Genomic DNA, 18,422 nt, shown 5'->3' with positions numbered 1-18,422 from the left:
CAGATACATATGTCAGAGCATTTAACTATCAGTACAAATAGATTTTCACTTTTATTCTTGATAAACATTTTACCAGAAAATGGCATTCATTCAGCAGTGAAATCAGCAAAAAGCAATGAAAAAAGCAATGAAAAGGGCAGGTCCGGTTAATCAATCCTGCTCTCTTCTCCTTCTCCGATTATTCCACTCCTCGCAGCTCCAAAGTACTTCCATTTTCCGTATTCTTTACAACAAGCTGCTGAACGATGCTTTCCTGCAGCCGATCTACATGAGAGATGATTCCGACAAGATGACTGCTGCTGTCTGTGAGACTGTTCAGAACAGAAACAGCTTTATCAAGTGTTCCATCGTCAAGAGATCCAAAGCCTTCATCAATAAACAGTGTATCGAGTTCCTTTCCTGCAGAATGATTCTGAACAACATCCGATAATCCAAGAGCCAGTGCAAGCGAAACAATAAATGATTCACCTCCCGATAAGGATGCGCTGGGACGTGTCTGACCTGAACTCATATCCAGAACCACCACACCAAGTCCGGCAGCGGAATTGGAACGATTTGCATCCAGTTCGTGCTGAAGTTCATACCTGCCTCCGGACATTACATCAAGCCGATGGTTAGCCATTTCCAGGATTTCCTGGAAGACTGTTCCCATGACATATCGATCAAAACTCAGCTTTCCACCTTCACCAGCTGCTCCATTAGCCAGATCCGATAACTCGGAAAGCATCTTCCAAGTCTGATCAGTTGCGGCAAGCTGTCGCTTTGCCTCTGTTACTTTCTTAAGGATATCATTGTGCTGATCTATCTTTGTCTGCTTTTTATTGTACGCATCATTTGCGGCTTCATACTTGTCCACGGCTTCTTTGATCTTCGCATCGAATTCATCAAGTCTGGAGCGCTCTTTTCCCTTCGTCTTATCCAGCATGTCATTGACCTGCTTTTCAGCTGTTGCTCGATTCTGGTCATACAGCTTAAGACCTGCATCAGTCTGTTTCAGCCACAGTTCAATATCCTTTGATTCTACAGCATCAAGAATTTCCATAGCAGCTTTATCGGATTCCAGCTTATTTGCGGTCAATGCAGCATTGAGTTTTTTACGATTGTTCTCAACGTTCATTTCAAGATCTGGTTTCTGCTTCAGAAGTGCATCAATCTTTCCTGCAAGAGTATCATTCTGCTCCTTTGCTTTCTCAAAGGCTTTTTCATGCTCTTTTACCAGATCGTCAATTTCATTTTTCTGCACTGTAAGCGTACGAACAGCATCCTGCACAGCAGCTTTATCCGGATACTTCAGCGCTTTCTGCATTGCGTCAGCTTCACCTCTCAGTGTACTGCATGCAGTATCGGCATCCTGTGCCTGCTTCTGCAAAGCAGCTTTTCTGTCAGCAGCAGTTTTCAAAGCAGCTTCGTCTTTCTGAAGCTGCTTTCCAAGCTCATTGTACTTTTCAGCTTTTGCAGTAAGTATCTCTGCAGAAGATGTCTGCTGTAACTTCAGATCATTCAGCTCATTGTTCTTTACATTCAGATAGTCCGGATCGCAAAGTATTTCCCAGCCTGTGCAGTCTTCGAAGAGTTTCTGTCCTTTTTCTGCAGCAGATGTCTGCTTCTCTGCTGCTTCTGTATTAAGCTCTGTAAAATCAGTTTGTTTTTTCTGCCTCTGCAGTTCTACGGCCTTCCATTGCTTTTCTGCCTGTTCGACTTCTGTCTGTGAAGGAACATCAGCTTCTATCTGTGCAAAGCTATGTACCTGGCCGCGAATAAAACGTGTCCTGCAGACAGGGCATTCAGCTCTTCCATCTTTATCAAGATTGCTTTCCAGCTGAGACCCCAAAATGCCAGCCTGTCCACTGATAAAGCGGTTGTATTTCCGGCTGTATATTGTGTTCAGATTCGATGCATCGGTGGTAAGCTGATTCAGCGCATCTTGTGCCCTGTCCCTTTTCTTCTCAGTCTCATGAATGCTCTGAATGTTCTCCTGCAGCTTCAGCAGTTCAGCCAGCTTTACTGACGTTTCATTCAGTTTCTGGTCTGCCTCTGTCTTCTTTAAAGGAGCATCTTCCAGATTGTTACGTTCTTCACGCTCATTGCGTATCTTCTGATCCAGTGCTTTCCATGACTTGTCTGCTTCTGCTGCCTGCCTGTTCAGTGATTCCAGAATATTCAGTGCATTATTCAATTCTTTTTGTTTTTCCTGCAGATCATCATACTGACCAAGTGAATTTTTAAGTTCCTTTATTGCTGCACCAAGTTCAGAGCTTTTCAGAGTTTCTGACTCATCTGCATTTTTCAGCTTCTCAGCTTCCTTCATTACTTTTTCAGCCTCTTTCAGTTGATTATTAGTATCAGAAATGCCTTTCTGGTTATCTGAAAGCAGGCTTGATGCTGTAAACCACGCATCGTACAAAGGCATAATCTGGTGCTGCACATTTTCTACCTGAAGGTATTGTTTCCGAAGCAGATCTATGGATGCTTTCTGATGGCTCAATTCTTCCAGTTTCTTCTGATACTGATCCAGCAGATCGAAATCATTATTTACAGCTTCTGCATTGGTCCTCTGCTTTGTAAAGTCTGTCCGCAGCTTATCACTCTCATCACGTGTTTTTTTCAGATCAAAGAGTTCAGTATTCTCCTCTTTCAGGAGATCTGAAAGATTCTGCACAAGATCCGGATTTGCCGGAAGATATTTTTCACGTTCTTCCGGATCCTCAATCTCCTGATATCCGAATACCGTCTCCATCTGCACACGGACTGCATCCATGTTAGAAATTCGTTTCTCTTTCAGCTTTCCGGCGGCATCGGCAAGCAGCTCTTCATACCGTACATAGATGCTGCTGTCGAACAGCTTCCCGAGAATCTTACTCTTCTCCTCACTATCTGATTTCAGGAACTCGCGGAATTCTCCCTGTGCCAGCATGACAATCTGCCGGAACTGATCTTTGTTAAGACCCAGAAGCTCCGTGCATCTCCTTGAAACTGCTGAATCTCCTTCAATGGTCTTTCCTTCCGGTTCATACAGCACAGCATTCTTGGTTATCTTTTTATACTCACCGGTTCTGCGTTCCCTGGTAAACCGCAGTGTCCGGGTCACGGTGTATGTCTTGCCATTCTGCTGAAATTCCATCTTTACTTCCGTCGGCACAGATTTCTCTACTTTGTCACAGTGCATCATCTCTGGCTTCCGGTCGGAACTTGCAGATCCACTTAGTTCTCCATAAAGTGCATATACAATTGCATCAAAGATCGTTGTCTTGCCAGCACCGGTATCACCGGTGATCAGAAACAAGCCGTCGTTGAATCGATTGAAAGGAACCGTTGTTTCTTCAGCATACGATCCAAATGCCTTCATCGTCAGAGTTACCGGTCTCATTGTGCATCCTCCGTCAGTTTTGCTGCAAAATTCAGGATCTTATCAGCATCCTTATCATTCAGTGGTTCATGCGGATCACTGTTTCTTACAAGTTCTCCTACATACTGCATCAGTTTGTAGGAAACATCGTCCGGCGGATTGTCGCCGTTTCGATCTCTGTAAAGATCAGCAAACAAATCCTCAACAGGCTTCTCGCGAATCGATTTTGCATCTGCATGTTTTCCGGATTCCGGAACTGCTGACCATGAGCTCAGCAGTTCAAGCAGGTTGCTCTGCCTGCTTTCAGCAAGCTCATGAAACTCTGCTGAAGTTTCCGGACGAACACGCTGATCACTGAGCGTTATGCCGATATATTCATTCCGCCCGACATCATCGCGCAGCTGCTGACGAACTTCTGCATATGTTCCTTCAAGCCATCTCATTTTGTGAAGCGGATTAATCTTCTCTAATTTAACAGACGGATCTTGTCCCTTCTCTCCAAGTTCCACCAGCAGCGGTCCCTTGGCCGACTGTCTGGTCTCCTCAAAGTGATAGCACAATGGTGTTCCTGCATACCGCACGGATGGTCTGCCAACCGGATAGGCTGAATGAATATGTCCCAGTGCCGCATACTCAAAGCCATCAAATGCCGTATAATCCACTTCGCCAACGCCGCCGACCATTGACTCTGATCCGCCCCGTTCCACTTCAATACCATTTGCAGTTACATTCTGGTGTGCAATGATGACATTCCGCTCTGAGAAATTAATATTCTGCGCTGACAGAAGCTTCCTGACAGCGGTATCGTAGCTGTGAATGTTTTCATCCTGCAGAAGAACGCTGATGGCTTCCGGAAAAAGATACGGCATCAGCCAGAATGTCACTGGTCCTGCACCATCAGGATTTTCAAATCGCACATGAACCATTTCTTTCTGCAATGTTCCGGCAATATGCACATTCTGTTTCGCCAGCATTTCATGTGCAAATGCCAGCCTCTGCCCGGAATCATGATTTCCCGCAATCATCATTACAACAATTTTCATCTCAGACAAACTGGTCAGCAGATGGTCAAGCAGTTCCACCGCTGCACCGGAAGGTGTGCTGCGGTCATACACATCTCCTGCAATAACCACAGCATCCGGTCTTTCTTTTCTGCACATGTCCAGGAACTTCTCAACCCAGTTTTTCTGATCATCAATCATAGAAAGTCCGTAAATGTTTTTCCCAAAATGCAGATCCGCAACGTGAATGAATTTCATACTAACAATCTCCTGTAAATTAACACATATCAATAGGATTGCTAATATTTTAAGAAAAAATCGACATTTGCACCAGGGGGGGTGACTGCGGGCTTATTCAGCGGACTTTTTTGACATCGCATCTCTGAATTTCACCACATGTGGCGACATTATTGCCCGTCTGATGAAAAGGTCGACCTTCTCATATCGATTACTAGGCTCTGACAGAACAAACCAGATCAGATTCATCCAGTCCTGAAGATTGTCCCTGTCATAACCGCCATGTGCACGCATATATTGCTTTGCCAGTGAATGCAGATTGTTAATCGGATCCAGAGGATTGTCTTTGTCCGATAATCCTTTGGTCTCACTCGTAGTATGCACTTCTTCTGTCAGATGGAGTCGTTCGACAAGTATTCCATGCGAATTATCTCCATCATGAATCAGTTTTGATCCAGGCTTGATATGTTTTCCGAGAGCTTCCCATGTTGTCTTTCTGGATGGCTTTGATGTTCTCTCTACGGCAAGATACATATGCCCATGTTTATCATAAGCTGCTGCTACACAGATCTTGTTGCGTGAAATGCCCCTAAGTTTCTTACCGTTCACAATCTCAGTCTCGTGCTTGATGACCGGAAAGAACATCTCATCAAAATAGATGTTTCCTTCCAGCATTACATCAGATTGGATTCCTTCAAGTACAGAAAATACCTTGATCAACCAGTATCTGCCTGTGCTTTCTGCATTTCTGTTATCCCGTGCAGCTGTGCTGATCGAGTGAAATTCGAACAGGTAAAGAAGATATTCTATCCACTCAGAAATCGGGATCTTCCGGTCCTGAAAGATTGTCCCTGTAAGAATGCTGAACTTGCTGCCGCAGAAAAAAACAGCGGTAACACTGTGTCCCATCTTTGTAAAATCCGTACTTGATTATGTGTCTGGCTCCGCAGACCGGACAATGATCTGCCGGAAGAGAATTGAGAAACTGAACCTCTGATTTCTTAACTGCAGGATGCTTGGAATCATACCATTCATGTACGGTTTCTGAAATCAGCTTCTGAGAACTGGAAATGCTGGGATTCTTATCCCTGAAAGTGTGCGCAGGGAGTGACCCCACGCATCTTGATCATCATGATTCATTTACTGGCGGTTTGGAGCTTCCAGGAGCCGATTGACGAAACCGCCAAGTCAGCGCCAATCGGTTCCTGGAAACTTCCTGTTGTCCCTTTCTCGGACCGGAAAATTATAGCCGATTTCCGGGTATTCGATCAGAATTTACCATCCTGCTGCAAATGACGATTTTTTCTGAAAAATATGAAGCCGCTAAGATAATCTACAAGGGGGAAAAGCGTATCAGGATAATGGAACAACCAATTATTCTGAACTGGTGATTACAGCGTGAAAATAACTCAAGATTGATTCTATTGCTATTTGCGTATCTTGACATGGCTCGGAATAATCAGTTCTTCAACAATAAAAAGGATAACCGGTGGGGCCGCCTCCGCCATGTCTAAGCATGGCCATCCCACATACGCGGTAGGCGCAGCGGATTATCCTACTTCGGTAATCCTCACCCACACTATAGATATCTTTATTGGAGTCGTCAATTTTTTCGTCTCACTTATCAAAATAGCAAGATGATTCAACTAGTACAGACGGAAAACGGAGCTGCACAGGAATAATATTTCATTCCTATATCCGATCTTCACGGTTACTGATCTGGTAACTGTCCTAATTGAATTTGTTGATTACTCCCACCATCGACTTCTTAGGCCAATTGAATGACATTGGTTTCTCCTTCCCTTTTCAGAATTCTGTATGCACGTATCAATTGCATCTCGTTCTCCGATCAGCGTCACCTTCTGCGATGCTCTCGTCACGCCGGTGTACAGCAGGTTCATTCGCAGCATGTATCTCTGACTGTTCAGCACAGGGATGATCACGCTCGGAGTCTCTGAGCTCCAGATCTTAGTAGAGAGCAAAAAAATGCGGAAATCCGCAAAGAATTAACGTATATAGTTGACAGCAATGCAGAAGAGACGGTATCATTTAGATGAAAAAAATGCGGAAATCCGCAAAATTTTAACGAGGTGTATCCGGATGTATCAGAGAGAACAGTATTTGGACAAGCTGATTTCAAAAAAAGATAACGGGCGGGTCAAGATAATTACGGGACTCAGAAGAAGTGGAAAGTCGGTTCTCCTATTTCAATTATATCGAGACTGGCTTCTTCGCGAAGGCGTCCGAAAAGATCAAATCATAGAACTTGCGCTTGATATTTTGCAGAATGCCAAGTACCGGAATCCTTTAGAACTGGATAAATATATTCGAGAGCGGATGGTTGACCCGGGTACGAACTATTACATTTTTATTGATGAAATTCAATTCGTTTCAGAGATACAGAATCCTTATGTGGATAATCCAGATTCGAAGATTACCTTTGTCGATGTTGTGCTTGGCTTTATGCAGATGAAGAATGCGGATGTTTATATCACTGGGAGCAATTCCAAAATGCTTTCTTCTGATATTCTGACTCAATTCAGAGACAGAGGAGATGAAATCCATGTATTTCCGCTTTCGTTTTCCGAGTTCTATGCTTCATATGAAGAGGACAAACGAGGCGCATTGCAGGATTATTACACTTATGGCGGCATGCCCTTTGTAACAACACTGAAAACGCATGAAGAAAAAAGCAGCTATCTGAAAGACCTTTTTGAGAGAACATATATCAAAGACATTCTTGAACGTCACAAAATCACCAACGATCGAGAGGTGCTGGACATACTACTTGATGTTCTAGCCTCTGATATAGGATCGCTAACAAACCCGAGCAAGCTTGCAGATACTTTCAAAAGTACACGTGGAATTTCTATTGGATCTGCAACTATAGCAAAATATATACAGTATTTTGAAGATTCATTTCTGATAGAAGAAGCAGCACGGTATGATGTGAAAGGAAGAAAATACATTAGCACCCCTTTAAAGTATTACTATACCGACCTTGGCTTAAGAAACGCCAGGCTCGGATTCAGACAGCTGGAAGAACCGCATATTATGGAGAATGTTCTCTATAATGATCTTATCCGGCGAGGATTGGATACCGATGTTGGTGTGGTTGAATATAATACCAAGAATCAGCAAGGCAGGAACATTCGAAAGCAACTGGAAATCGATTTTGTAGTGAACAAAGGAGATAAACGGTATTATATTCAATCAGCATTATCCATAGCAGATCCTGAAAAAAGAGCTCAGGAAATTGCATCACTCATAAGGGTACCGGATTCGTTTGAAAAAATAGTGGTTGTAAAAGATTATTTGAAACCGTGGCGTGATGAGAATGGAATCCTGTATATCGGAATAGAGCAATTCCTGCTGGATGAAAATGTTTTGAGCTGACATATCCAAAAGGCACCAATATTGTCATCACAATATCTCTAAAAATCAGAAGGCTGTGAATACGGTAATGGCACTGATGCTGGCGGTATGTGCGGTCAGTATTGTCGTATCATGACAATGAAAAGGGCACTTACCGTGCAAAAACTATACTTTCTGTAGTTCTGAAATGTGTAAAATCATTACTTTTGGCTGAATTTAACTATGCAAAATATATATTTTTCATAATTTATGAGGCTGTAATAACTGTATTTTTTATAATTTTTTAAGTTGTAAAAACGGTAATTTTATCCTTTTTTATATTGGGAAAGCTATACTTTTATATTATTCTGTAGGTAGATGAAAAGATTTCTGAAGGAGTGGGCAGATGAAGTTTAAAAGGAAAGTATATGATCAGCTGCTGGAATGGAAAAATACATGGCATGGACAATATGCTGTGCTTCTGGAAGGTGCGCGTCGTGTGGGCAAAACTACGATTGCAGAAGAGTTTGCGAAGAAGGAGTATCAGTCGTATATTCTTGTGGATTTTTCAACTGCCAGCAGCGAATTAATGGATGTTTTTTCTGATCTGAATGACCTGGATATGTTTTTTATACGTCTTCAGGCCGTTACACATGTCACTCTTATCGAAAGAAACTCTGTTATTATCTTTGACGAAGTGCAGCTCTATCCCAAAGCGCGTCAGGCGATCAAGCATCTTGTTAAAGATGGAAGATATGATTACATCGAAACTGGCTCTTTGATTTCAATCCGAAAAAATGTGAAAGATATCCTTCTTCCTTCAGAAGAGATGAAGATCAATGTTTATCCGATGGACTATGAAGAATTTATGTGGGCCGAAGGAAGAACTGCAGATGTTCTGAGACAAATGGCAGGAATGAAAAAGCCAATTGGTGATAGTACCAATCGAAAACTGATGCGGGATTTCCATGTATATATGGCTGTAGGCGGAATGCCGCAGGCTGTCGAAGCATATTTAAATGCCAAAAATATGGAAGTTGTTGACAGGGTAAAGAGAGAAATTATTCGTCTGTACGAAGATGACATCAAGAAAATTGACCCGTCAGGCAGGATGTCTGCGATGTATAGAAGTATTCCTTCTCAGCTGGCTTTAAAGAAAAAGCGTTTTGTAATTACATCTGCTACAGGAAAACAGAAGACAAATAGAGATTCGGAAAGAATATTTGACCTGATTGATTCTAAAACAGTTCTTCCGTGCTGGCATGCGGATAACCCTGGTGAATCTCTCACTTTATCAAAGGATCAGGATTGTTTTAAACTTTATCTTTCAGACACTGGTTTGTTTACAGCGCTTCTTTTTGATGGAGGCCATGGCGTAAGCAGTGATATTTATATTAAATTGCTGAGTGACAAAATAGATACTGATCTAGGCTATCTGTATGAAAATGTTATGGCTCAGATGCTTACGGCACGCGGCTACGATCTTTATTACCATACATGGAAAAAAGAGAAAGGACGTGGATATTACGAAATCGATTTTCTTATTTCCGCGGGGATTAAAATAATCCCGTTTGAAGTAAAATCTGCCAGTATAAAAAATCATTCTTCAATTGATGCTTTTTGTAAGAAATATTCACATTTTATTGCAGATCGATATCTGATATCACAGAAAGATATCGGCAATGCGGAAATGCTGAAACTGAGACCGTTTTTTCTTGTGCCATTTCTGACGCTCTGAGAAGCCGGATCGCTACCTTTATCGGCTCTTCATGATCCGGCGTGGGTAAACTATCCCGGATTTCAACATGGAAGTATGGTGCTGCGCTTAGCTTCCTCTCTGGCTTTCTTGCGCTGATTCGCGATCTCTCTTAGCTCTTGCTGTTTCTCTGCTGATGGCTGATATCGGTTTTTCAGCGGTACTGTGATTGCAGAACACCGCAGATATACTAACGCGAAGAGGTTGCTCAGGTTCCGGAAACCTCTGGCGACAGAAATCATTGACTTGATCGTCGTGTTTGTTGCTTCACTCTTTGAACTGTTTACCTGCAGCTCTACTGCATTCAGGATGTTCTTCCTGTGCCTGGCGATCTTCTCTCCAAGCTTAATGAATTCCGGAATCCCGCAGTCTTTGACTCTCTCAAGCCATTGATCAAGCTCTAGGCCTGCTAAATCCGGATTCTTCATGTGAAGAATGGATCTGAGCTGTTCCTTCAGCTGGTAGGCATGGTATACGTCTGGATGGCCAGCTTCCAGTAAAGACAGCTTGTCGCGCATCTTACTGCTCAGGTTCTCTGGATTCATGCCAAGTGCGTACTTGGTATCTTTCAACTGATCCGCCTTCTTCTGCAGGTCATCCAGAGTCTTCTGATGAGCAGCAGAAAGATCAATATTTCTGTCAGTCATGCCGCTGTTATGCTCGTAGATCCTGATGATCGTAAGAAGCTCAGTTCTGCGTCTGCTGTGTCTGCCTTTCTTTGGCATGGATTCAAGCTCTTTCTTTGCCGCAAGGTATTCCTCTTCACTCACCTTAATCACCGCATGAGGAGCCTCTCTGAGCTCCTGCAGCTGTTCTTCCTGCTCTTCAATATACTTCTCGAGTTCACGTCTCCGATTGCTTGGTCTGCCTTTTCTAGGCAGAGAGTTCAGCTCACTGCGGGCCTCACTGAGCTTCTTCTCGGTTTCCAGGATTGTTTTCCGGCGCTCTTCTTTCTCTTCATGCAGATTCTTCTTCATCTGGTCCACATCGCGTTCTGCCTGTCTTCTGGCACGATTTTTAACTTGGTCCAGGGTATCGTCAGCCCAGGACACGACGTGAAAGAAGTCCGTGCACCTTCGGGCATTGACGAAGTACTCTGAAGTGCATTCATCGATCCACCTGGCGCCGTCTCCGGCCACCACTTCAACCACTTTTCTCTCTTCTTGCGTCAGCGAAAGGCAGAACTTGGTGAAAACTTCTTTGCCATGTCCCTCATGAACCCAGGCAACCCGGTTCTGATCCAGGTCATACACAACCGTGATGTATTTATGTCCCTTGCGATATGAAGTCTCATCGACACAGAACCGCTTGATTCCTCGCAGGCGGACAGAAACATCTGGTTCCAGCCGATCATGCGCTGCTTTAACAGAGTTCCCTACTGTCTTCCAGTCGATGCCCATATACTGTGCACAGACCGTCTTAGGAATCGTCAGGGCCAGAAAAGCGACATCGTTATTGAAACTCTCCGTGAACCGTGAATTTCCATCCTGCCAGGGAATGTATTCCGTCAGGATTCCATGTTCAGGGCAGCAGATCCTTGCCGGAGAATAGAGGAGCTTCACCGGAACACCATTGATGGAGCTGGCTCTCCAGCTGACTTCAGTCTTTGACTTATGATCATAGACAGGCCGCTTCTCCATGCATTTCGGGCACCTGCATCTCATTCTCTGATAAGGCCTGACATGCATTTCAATCCGATCACGCTGATACGTTTCGCCATTCATGAAACGCGTAGAGATATAAAGAAATTGACCGATCTTTCAGAGATAGAATCTCCGGTGATATAATCAGCTTGGAAACATAGCTCAGCTGGTCAGAGCAGTTGGCCCATAACCGACCTGTCAGGGGTTCGAGTCCCTTTGCTTCCACTTTAATCTGAAAAAGTAATTCAAAGTAAGAATATTCACGAAACGTCGTTGAAAATTTTGTAATATCCCCCTTAACTTGGAAATTTTTTGGTATGCTTTAGTTGATGAAACAAACGAATGATTGCTAAGAAAAATTAAATTAATAATAAGAATAATGGAGGTCAATATGGAAGAAAGAAAATTGAGCCCTTTTCCTTCAAAATTTCTTTGGGGAGCTTCTACATCTGCTTATCAAGTTGAAGGAGCATCACTGGTAGATGGTAAAGGTCCATCCTGCCAGGATGTAAAAAAAGTCCCAGAAGGAACATCCGACTTAACAGTTTGCTCTGATCAGTATCATCATTATAAAGAAGATGTTGCTCTGATGGCTGAAATGGGATTCAGAGTTTATCGCTTCTCAATAGCATGGAGCCGTATCCTTCCAGAAGGAACTGGCGAGATCAATCCGAAAGGGATTGAATACTACAGCAATCTTATTAATGAATGTCTAAAAAATCACATTATCCCTTTAGTTACCATGTACCACTTTGATATGCCTGCTGTACTTGAAAAACGTGGAGGATGGTCAAATCGTGATTCTGTAGATTGGTTTGTCAATTATGCAAAAGTTCTATTTGATTATTTCGGGGATAGAGTAAAATACTGGCTCACGATCAATGAGCAGAATATGCTTACGCTGGTGGGGGCAACAATCGGGACCTTAAACATTCCTGCAGGTACAAAAAATGTACTTAAGGAAGTATATCAGCAGAATCACCATATGCTTGTTGCTCAGGCAAAAGTAATGGAACTCTGTCATAAGATGCTTCCGAATTCCAAAATTGGTCCCGCTCCGAATATCTCACTTGTATACCCTGCTTCTTGCAAACCTGAAGATATTACTGCAGCGCAGAATTTCAATGCCATCCGCAATTGGTTATATCTTGATATGGCGGTAAATGGTAAATACAACAATCTTGTCTGGTCCTACCTTAAAGAAAATAATGCGATTCCAGAATTCCGAGATGGTGATGAAGAGACTTTGACAAATGGTCGCCCTGATTTTATCGGTTTTAATTACTATTCAACGTCAACTGTTGCAGCAGCAGATCTGAATGATTTCAATGGAACGTCTGATCAGCAGTCCGGAGGAACTGTTCCGGGAATGTATAAAACTGTAAATAATCCGTATCTCTCAAGAACTGAATTCAATTGGGAAATTGACCCTGTCGGTTTTCGAAATACCCTAAGAGAGGTTTATTCTCGCTATCGTCTCCCGATTATTATCACCGAAAATGGGTTAGGCGCATATGACAAACTGACGGAAACAGGAGAAGTTCATGATTCCTATCGAATCGATTATCTGCGAAAGCATATTATTCAGATGCGCCTTGCAATTACTGATGGTGTCGAAATGATTGGATACTGTCCGTGGAGTGCAATTGATCTGATCTCAACGCATGAAGGAATGCGTAAGAGGTATGGTTTTATCTATGTTGATCGTGATGATTTTGATCTGAAAACAATGAAACGATATCGTAAGGACTCTTTCTACTGGTACAAGCAGGTCATTGCTTCTAATGGGGAGATATTATAAATACAAAAAGCGAAAATTAGATTTCGCTTTTTGTGATATGGAATGTTTTTTCTGAGATATTATGAACTTTTGCAAATTAATTCTTCACTTACGTCATCACTTATTCTTATAGTGTGTCTTCTTGGCAGATTATCTAGCGTAGAAAGAAATACATTGCTTAACTATCCATACGACAGGTTTGTTGATTACCTTTGATGCAAGTAGAAATATAATGCCCCAATTAAATTAGCATCGTTATGGTATTTTGATATTAGAATTTCTGGCTTTTTGCAAGGGGCTTTTTCTGTTAAAACGAATAATTCATCAACTGCATTTCGTATTGACTCTGTTACGAGCGGTTCTTTGCTAATTCCTCCACCAATAACATATCTATTTAGATCTAGAATTGCCTGAATTGAGAAGATGCCGCTGGCCATATTCTTGGAAAATTCTCTGAATAAGCAAATTGCGTCTTCATTGCCTTCTTTATAATCACGAAAAAATCGATATCCATCTATAGAAGAAGGATCAGCTTTAATTGCATTTGCATAATTTTTTAGTAACGCACTTGTTGAACAGAGATCTGACCAAATTACACTTCTTTGATCTCTCATGTCGTCCTGCAAGGTATCATGCCATATCTTAGAATAAGAAACAGGAAGCCAAGAAAATTCTCCTGCAGCAGAGTCTGTCCCAAAATATAGCTGGTTATTTAATATTAGTCCTCCTCCGATTCCGGATCCAATAACAATGATGGCACCGTTTTCTATTCCAGCAAGGTTACCTTTCCATGCTTCCGCAGCGGCAGCGCATTTTCCATCATTTGCAATTACTACTCTTTGACCAAAAATGTTTTCCAGCAAATCTTTTAATGGAAGATTATGGATAAACTTATAATTTCCGCCAGTCTCAGCAATACCGTGATTCATATCAATTTTTCCGGGCATCGAAACCGCCACTCCGGCATATGAATGATGAAAAGTATTTTTCACCTTCTGTATTGCTAACAGAAAGCCATTCAGTGAGGATGTATCAGTAGCGCTTTCTCCGCTGGAAAGAATGTTTCCATCGGTATCTATGAGTCCATATTTTATGGATGACCCTCCAATATCCAATGCCAGGTAGCTCATTTTGCTATTGCCTCCTAATCAATAGTTTCTGTGGATCCAGAGAACGCTTAATTACTCACTTTTTTAAGAATGAAATTATCCGCGCAACTCCAGTCCCCGGCATTTCCTTGGGTATAAAAGGCTATCGTGCATTTATTGTTTGTGACGTTGATTCCAGTAATTTCTACTTGTGTCCAAGTTGAAGTGACTGGAATTGCGACATTCATTTCTTCACTTCCCCCAAAATCAGTTGCAATTATCTTGTTTTGTGTCTGTCCTCCTCCTGACTCAACAGAAGCTTGTAGTACATAAGTACCGTTCTCAAGATTATAGATTGTTTGCCATGTATAGCAATCGTGTGCGTCTGCTGAATAATGGACAACATGAAATCTTCCCGAAGGCGAATGGTCGTTTTTTTCAAGATAGGTTGCCTCTGGATTTGCTCCTTCAAAATTCCATCCTTTTGGATTTCTTACCTTGCTTCCATCATCTTCAAAACTAGGATTGATAGCCAGATTCCCATCATTGAATGAAGGTAAGCCATCATTATAGGAGAAACAGAAGGCAAGATCATCGATGTCATATTCTCCTTGCCAATAAAAACCTATTCTAATTTCAGCTATTGCAGTTCGATTAAATCCTTCACTTCCTCCGATAGGAACCCAGATTCTAGTCCAGTTATCATAAACAGTTTTCTCATGGCTCCATGCAGTAGAGACATTTCCATTTGCATCTATGAAAGTTACTTTGACTGTACAATTGGTCGGATTCACTTCATCCTTTACAGAAAAAGTCAAATACTGATAACGTGATGCATCCACTGGATTATTGGAAGATGGGAGAATCACTGCACATTGGCTGTCAGTTCCAGGCTCACCATTTGCCGATGTAACTAGTTTAATTCCTTTTGTTCCTCCGAAATTTGCAGTACTTTCTATGGATGAAACAATAGCATTATTCCCAGCTGAATAATTGTCATTATTTTCAAAATTGTTGAACCAAATTGGTGTAGCATGTCCATCACTCTGAGTGCCAGACCATTTGAACGTAAGCATTGATTCTGAAGGCAGATTGTAATTGAACATTTGGTTTCCCCAGCAAATTTTAACTGATTGATCCTCAGATAAAAGATTTGCCGTTACCAAAATAATAGAATTATCAGGGTTCTGAAATGCAACAGTTTCTATATTGTTATCCAGACTAGTAGAATCAATACGATATGCCCCTGGATCAACAAATTTGCTGACATGCCCAAGCGTATAGTAATCGACATTGTAATCCCATGTTCCGTCTGAGGTGATAGTAATTAATCCACGGTTAGTTGAATCGTGCCCCTGATTAACGTCATAATAATAATCGGGGCCACCATTTTCATCTAATGCAATATTCCAATAAATAATTGATTTGCACCAATTGCGACTAATATTTATTACACTGGATGCTTGGTTGAGAAAGGCAGTCTTCCATTTTGGAAAACCCCATTCTCCTCCTGAGCCTTCAGTAAACCATAATTCTTTATCTGGATATTCTTTTTTTACGACTGACATTACCTCTTCGTCGCCTTCATACCAATGCCACGCTGAACCATCAGTAGTGCGATAAGCGGCAGCGTCAGCAAAATATTCAAGTGGATAGGAACCATCTTTATAGTTCGTAGTTGTATAACTGTGGTCCCAACAGATTATTTTGGAATCTATTCCTGCATTTCGAAGTGTTGGATAAATATAATTAGCGACAAGATTTTGAGCTTCTGTATGTGTCATTGGCATTGCAGGCCAATCGTAGCTTGCATGATCAGGTTCATTGTTAGGCGTGATTGCATAAATATCCACCCCCCGATTTTCATAGTTCTGGATCCACTTTAAGAGATAATTTGCGTATGCTTGATATTTTGCTGGGAGTAATGTTCCACGTACATTCTGGTACATTCCAAGTTCTGACTGGTTTAATTTCATCCAACCTGGTGCACTCCAAGCAGAGGCAATTATCTTGATCCGGTTCCCTTCTACAGCAATTGCATCCTGCACAGTGGGGAAAATCGTCTCGAGTTCATGTGAAAAATCAAAATCGGGAAGATCATCTGCCTGTGAAACAGGAGCAAAATTATAAGGTGCAACGCAATGGTCACTTGCTCCAATTGTTTGCCGAAGCATACTGATGCCAATACCATTTTCTTTGCTGAAAAGTGCCTGCATTATAAAGTGGCCCCGTTGTCAAGGACAGTTTTCTGACAGTTCGGGTTTCTGAGGGTCACATGCATTGATCAAGACGGAAGACAGCTGAATCATAGCTGTCTTCTTTCTGTATTCAGCAGGTTTCAGAGAGATGTTTCCGGATCATCAGTGCTCGGATGATTCATTCTGCGCATGACGAAAACATCTTCTGGCCAGGGGAAGTAAGCTGCTCTATTCTTTCTGTGCCTGTATCAGTAAAGAGCGTCCATTTCTGTGACGTAGTCAAATGGCGGTGTGTTCTTCCATTCCTGCGGATTCTCAAGCTTCTTCTTCAGTTCTTCATCTGCTGTTTCGTAAGCTTTTCCTGCTGCTCTCACTCGCTCCAGAAGTGCTTCCAGTTCTCTGATTTCCTCATTGGAGTCTTCAATGAGCGTATTCAGTTTCTGAATTTCTTTCTTCAGCTTCTTCTGATCTGTCGCAATGATGTGCATCGGAAGGAGCTTCTTTTCTGCTTCCTTCTTCTTCTGAACGTTTTCTTCCCGCTTCTTCTTCAGATAGTTCAGATGATCCTCTACCAGGCTTTCAACCGGCCTCATCCGATCTCCTGAGATACCGTAGTAGTTATCTAATGGATAGACTCCTGTAGTCTTGTACTGATAGAACTCCGCAGGAGTAAGACCGGCAAGATCATACTGATAAGCTTTCTCATTGTAGTGGTGCATATAGCCTGCAATCAGATCTCTGACTGTCTGATAGTCCGGACACATCTCGATCAGCTTCAGAAGCTGGCACTTCATTCTTCCGAAGAAGGATTCCATCGGTGCGTTGTCCTGGCTGTTCCCTCGCCTGGACATGGACTGCACGAAGCCGTCATCTTCGAGCAGCTTCTGAAAGGTAACGGACAGGTACTGACTCCCCTGATCGGAATGAATCAGAGCGTCCGGATGATTCAGTTCGCTGCGATGCTGGTCCATCATACGGTGATAGGCTTCTGTAACCAGAGAGACATCCATATGCCTGCTTACTGCTGATCCCAGGATTTCCCTCGTGAATCCATCCTTGAACGCACACAGATAGCAGAGCTCGCGATTACTTCCATAGTAGAGATAGGTAATGTCTGTCAGGATCACTTTCCGCGGGCTGTCACCGAAGTCACGATCGACATAGTTCTGCTTGGCATCACATGGATGGAAATGAGTTGCCTGTCCCTTATAGGCATCTTTATGAGGGACATATGCGGTAATGCGCATTTCTTTCATCAGTCTGGTGATCCGTTTTCTGCTCACCCTGAGATCGTAATCACGCCACAGGTAAGTACGGAAGGTCCGCGCTCCGGGAATTCCGCAGTGCTTATGGATGATTGAGATCATCTTCTCCTTGATCTCCCGGTCTTCTTTCTGCGTTTTCGTTTCCACAGGATTCTCAAATCGTTTCTTCCAGCTGTAATAGCCGCTGGAACTGCAGCCGAAGATCCGGAACAGATCTGATGCCGAGAACTGATGAACATGTCCTGCTGGCTGAGTCTCCTGCTTCTGAAGAGTGTAATACACCATTCTGAACTTCTGATGGTTCTTCAGTTCGGATTCGATGATGTATTCGTCTCCGCCAATAGTTCGTGTACTTTTTTTTCCAGTTCGAGCAGTGCTTCCAGATAAGCTGTCCGTGCTTTGTAATAAGCGGCTTCTTCCTCCGGCGTCAGATCTCCCATCTCATCACGGGGAATACTCCCGTCAAATCTGGAAGGATCAACGAACGATCCGTCTTTCTCCATCTCTCTGGCACGCTTGGCAGCACTGTTTGCACGATCAGTACCCAGTTCCTTTACCGGGAAGCCGAGTGATTCATAAGCTTCCACTCCCGTCATTCCTTTGTTCATCTGCTGACACATCCTGATATAGAACTCCGTCTTGTAGATCAGATTCGTTCCGTGAATGTCCTTCACGTATTCGTTCTTCTCTGCAATTTCCTGAATGGCACTGCGTTTCTCGTAATACTTCGTTTTCTTCTTACCCATCTCTATTA

At 42.7% G+C, this 18,422-nt stretch carries 13 protein-coding genes and 1 tRNA gene; 4 read left to right on the top strand and 10 right to left on the bottom strand.

Translation table 11 applies throughout. The features are described from left to right. Nucleotides 1-178: 178 nt before the first annotated feature. The 5 genes from C7E00_RS14870 to C7E00_RS16830 all read right to left on the bottom strand — a co-directional run bounded on the left by C7E00_RS14870 (nucleotide 179) and on the right by C7E00_RS16830 (nucleotide 6,566). Entirely contained in the window at nucleotides 179-3,367 is a 3,189-nt protein-coding gene (locus C7E00_RS14870) for an AAA family ATPase (protein ID WP_105305111.1), read from the bottom strand. After that, the gene (locus C7E00_RS14865; RefSeq protein ID WP_105305110.1) at nucleotides 3,364-4,605 is read right to left on the bottom strand and encodes an exonuclease SbcCD subunit D; all 1,242 of its coding nucleotides are present in this window, start codon (nucleotides 4,603-4,605) and stop codon (nucleotides 3,364-3,366) included. The genes C7E00_RS14870 and C7E00_RS14865 overlap by 4 nt, the downstream gene beginning before the upstream one ends. A gap of 93 nt (nucleotides 4,606-4,698) precedes the next feature. Next, nucleotides 4,699-5,259, bottom strand: a complete 561-nt coding sequence (locus C7E00_RS14860) for a transposase (RefSeq protein ID WP_167836636.1) — start codon at nucleotides 5,257-5,259, stop codon at nucleotides 4,699-4,701. A 139-nt stretch (nucleotides 5,260-5,398) separates the two neighbouring features. Continuing rightward, nucleotides 5,399-5,635 carry a transposase-like zinc-binding domain-containing protein gene (locus tag C7E00_RS16835; RefSeq protein ID WP_420808633.1) on the bottom strand — a complete coding sequence of 79 codons (237 nt, stop codon included), beginning with the start codon at nucleotides 5,633-5,635 and terminating at the stop codon, nucleotides 5,399-5,401. Nucleotides 5,636-6,332: 697 nt separating this feature from the next. Continuing rightward, on the bottom strand, nucleotides 6,333-6,566 hold the full coding sequence (locus C7E00_RS16830; protein WP_420808628.1) for an ATP-binding domain-containing protein: 234 nt from the start codon (nucleotides 6,564-6,566) through the stop codon (nucleotides 6,333-6,335). Between the two features lie 118 nt (nucleotides 6,567-6,684). On the opposite strand from C7E00_RS16830, the gene C7E00_RS14850 reads away from it, so the two are divergent. Beyond that, nucleotides 6,685-7,980 carry an ATP-binding protein gene (locus C7E00_RS14850; protein WP_105305291.1) on the top strand — a complete coding sequence of 432 codons (1,296 nt, stop codon included), beginning with the start codon at nucleotides 6,685-6,687 and terminating at the stop codon, nucleotides 7,978-7,980. Between the two features lie 364 nt (nucleotides 7,981-8,344). Then, on the top strand, nucleotides 8,345-9,676 hold the full coding sequence (locus tag C7E00_RS14845; RefSeq protein ID WP_105305107.1) for an ATP-binding protein: 1,332 nt from the start codon (nucleotides 8,345-8,347) through the stop codon (nucleotides 9,674-9,676). A gap of 62 nt (nucleotides 9,677-9,738) precedes the next feature. On the opposite strand, the gene C7E00_RS14840 is transcribed toward C7E00_RS14845, so the two are convergent. After that, the gene (locus C7E00_RS14840; RefSeq protein WP_167836635.1) at nucleotides 9,739-11,334 is read right to left on the bottom strand and encodes an ISL3 family transposase; all 1,596 of its coding nucleotides are present in this window, start codon (nucleotides 11,332-11,334) and stop codon (nucleotides 9,739-9,741) included. 154 nt (nucleotides 11,335-11,488) lie between these two features. On the opposite strand from C7E00_RS14840, the gene C7E00_RS14835 reads away from it, so the two are divergent. Further along, nucleotides 11,489-11,562: transfer RNA gene (locus C7E00_RS14835), tRNA-Met, on the top strand. A gap of 166 nt (nucleotides 11,563-11,728) precedes the next feature. Next, nucleotides 11,729-13,138 carry a glycoside hydrolase family 1 protein gene (locus C7E00_RS14830; RefSeq protein ID WP_105305105.1) on the top strand — a complete coding sequence of 470 codons (1,410 nt, stop codon included), beginning with the start codon at nucleotides 11,729-11,731 and terminating at the stop codon, nucleotides 13,136-13,138. 185 nt (nucleotides 13,139-13,323) lie between these two features. Here C7E00_RS14830 and C7E00_RS14825 read toward each other — a convergent pair whose 3' ends face one another. The 4 genes from C7E00_RS14825 to C7E00_RS14810 form a co-directional block, all read right to left on the bottom strand. Further along, complete coding sequence (locus C7E00_RS14825; RefSeq protein WP_105305104.1) at nucleotides 13,324-14,247, bottom strand: ROK family protein; 924 nt, start codon at nucleotides 14,245-14,247, stop codon at nucleotides 13,324-13,326. Between the two features lie 47 nt (nucleotides 14,248-14,294). Next, a complete protein-coding gene (locus tag C7E00_RS14820) occupies nucleotides 14,295-16,421 on the bottom strand; it encodes a glycoside hydrolase family 30 protein (protein ID WP_105305103.1) in 2,127 nt (708 codons plus the stop codon). Between the two features lie 230 nt (nucleotides 16,422-16,651). Beyond that, nucleotides 16,652-17,953 carry an IS3 family transposase gene (locus C7E00_RS14815; RefSeq protein ID WP_105305075.1) on the bottom strand — a complete coding sequence of 434 codons (1,302 nt, stop codon included), beginning with the start codon at nucleotides 17,951-17,953 and terminating at the stop codon, nucleotides 16,652-16,654. Between the two features lie 20 nt (nucleotides 17,954-17,973). Then, nucleotides 17,974-18,414, bottom strand: a complete 441-nt coding sequence (locus C7E00_RS14810) for a hypothetical protein (protein WP_105302473.1) — start codon at nucleotides 18,412-18,414, stop codon at nucleotides 17,974-17,976. Nucleotides 18,415-18,422 lie beyond the last annotated feature (8 nt).

This window comes from Anaerolactibacter massiliensis (assembly GCF_900290205.1).
Taxonomy (GTDB): domain Bacteria; phylum Bacillota_I; class Bacilli_A; order Erysipelotrichales; family Erysipelotrichaceae; genus Bulleidia; species Bulleidia intestinalis.
Note: the sequence above shows the minus strand (reverse complement) of the source record. Positions and strands in the feature narration are given on the sequence as shown.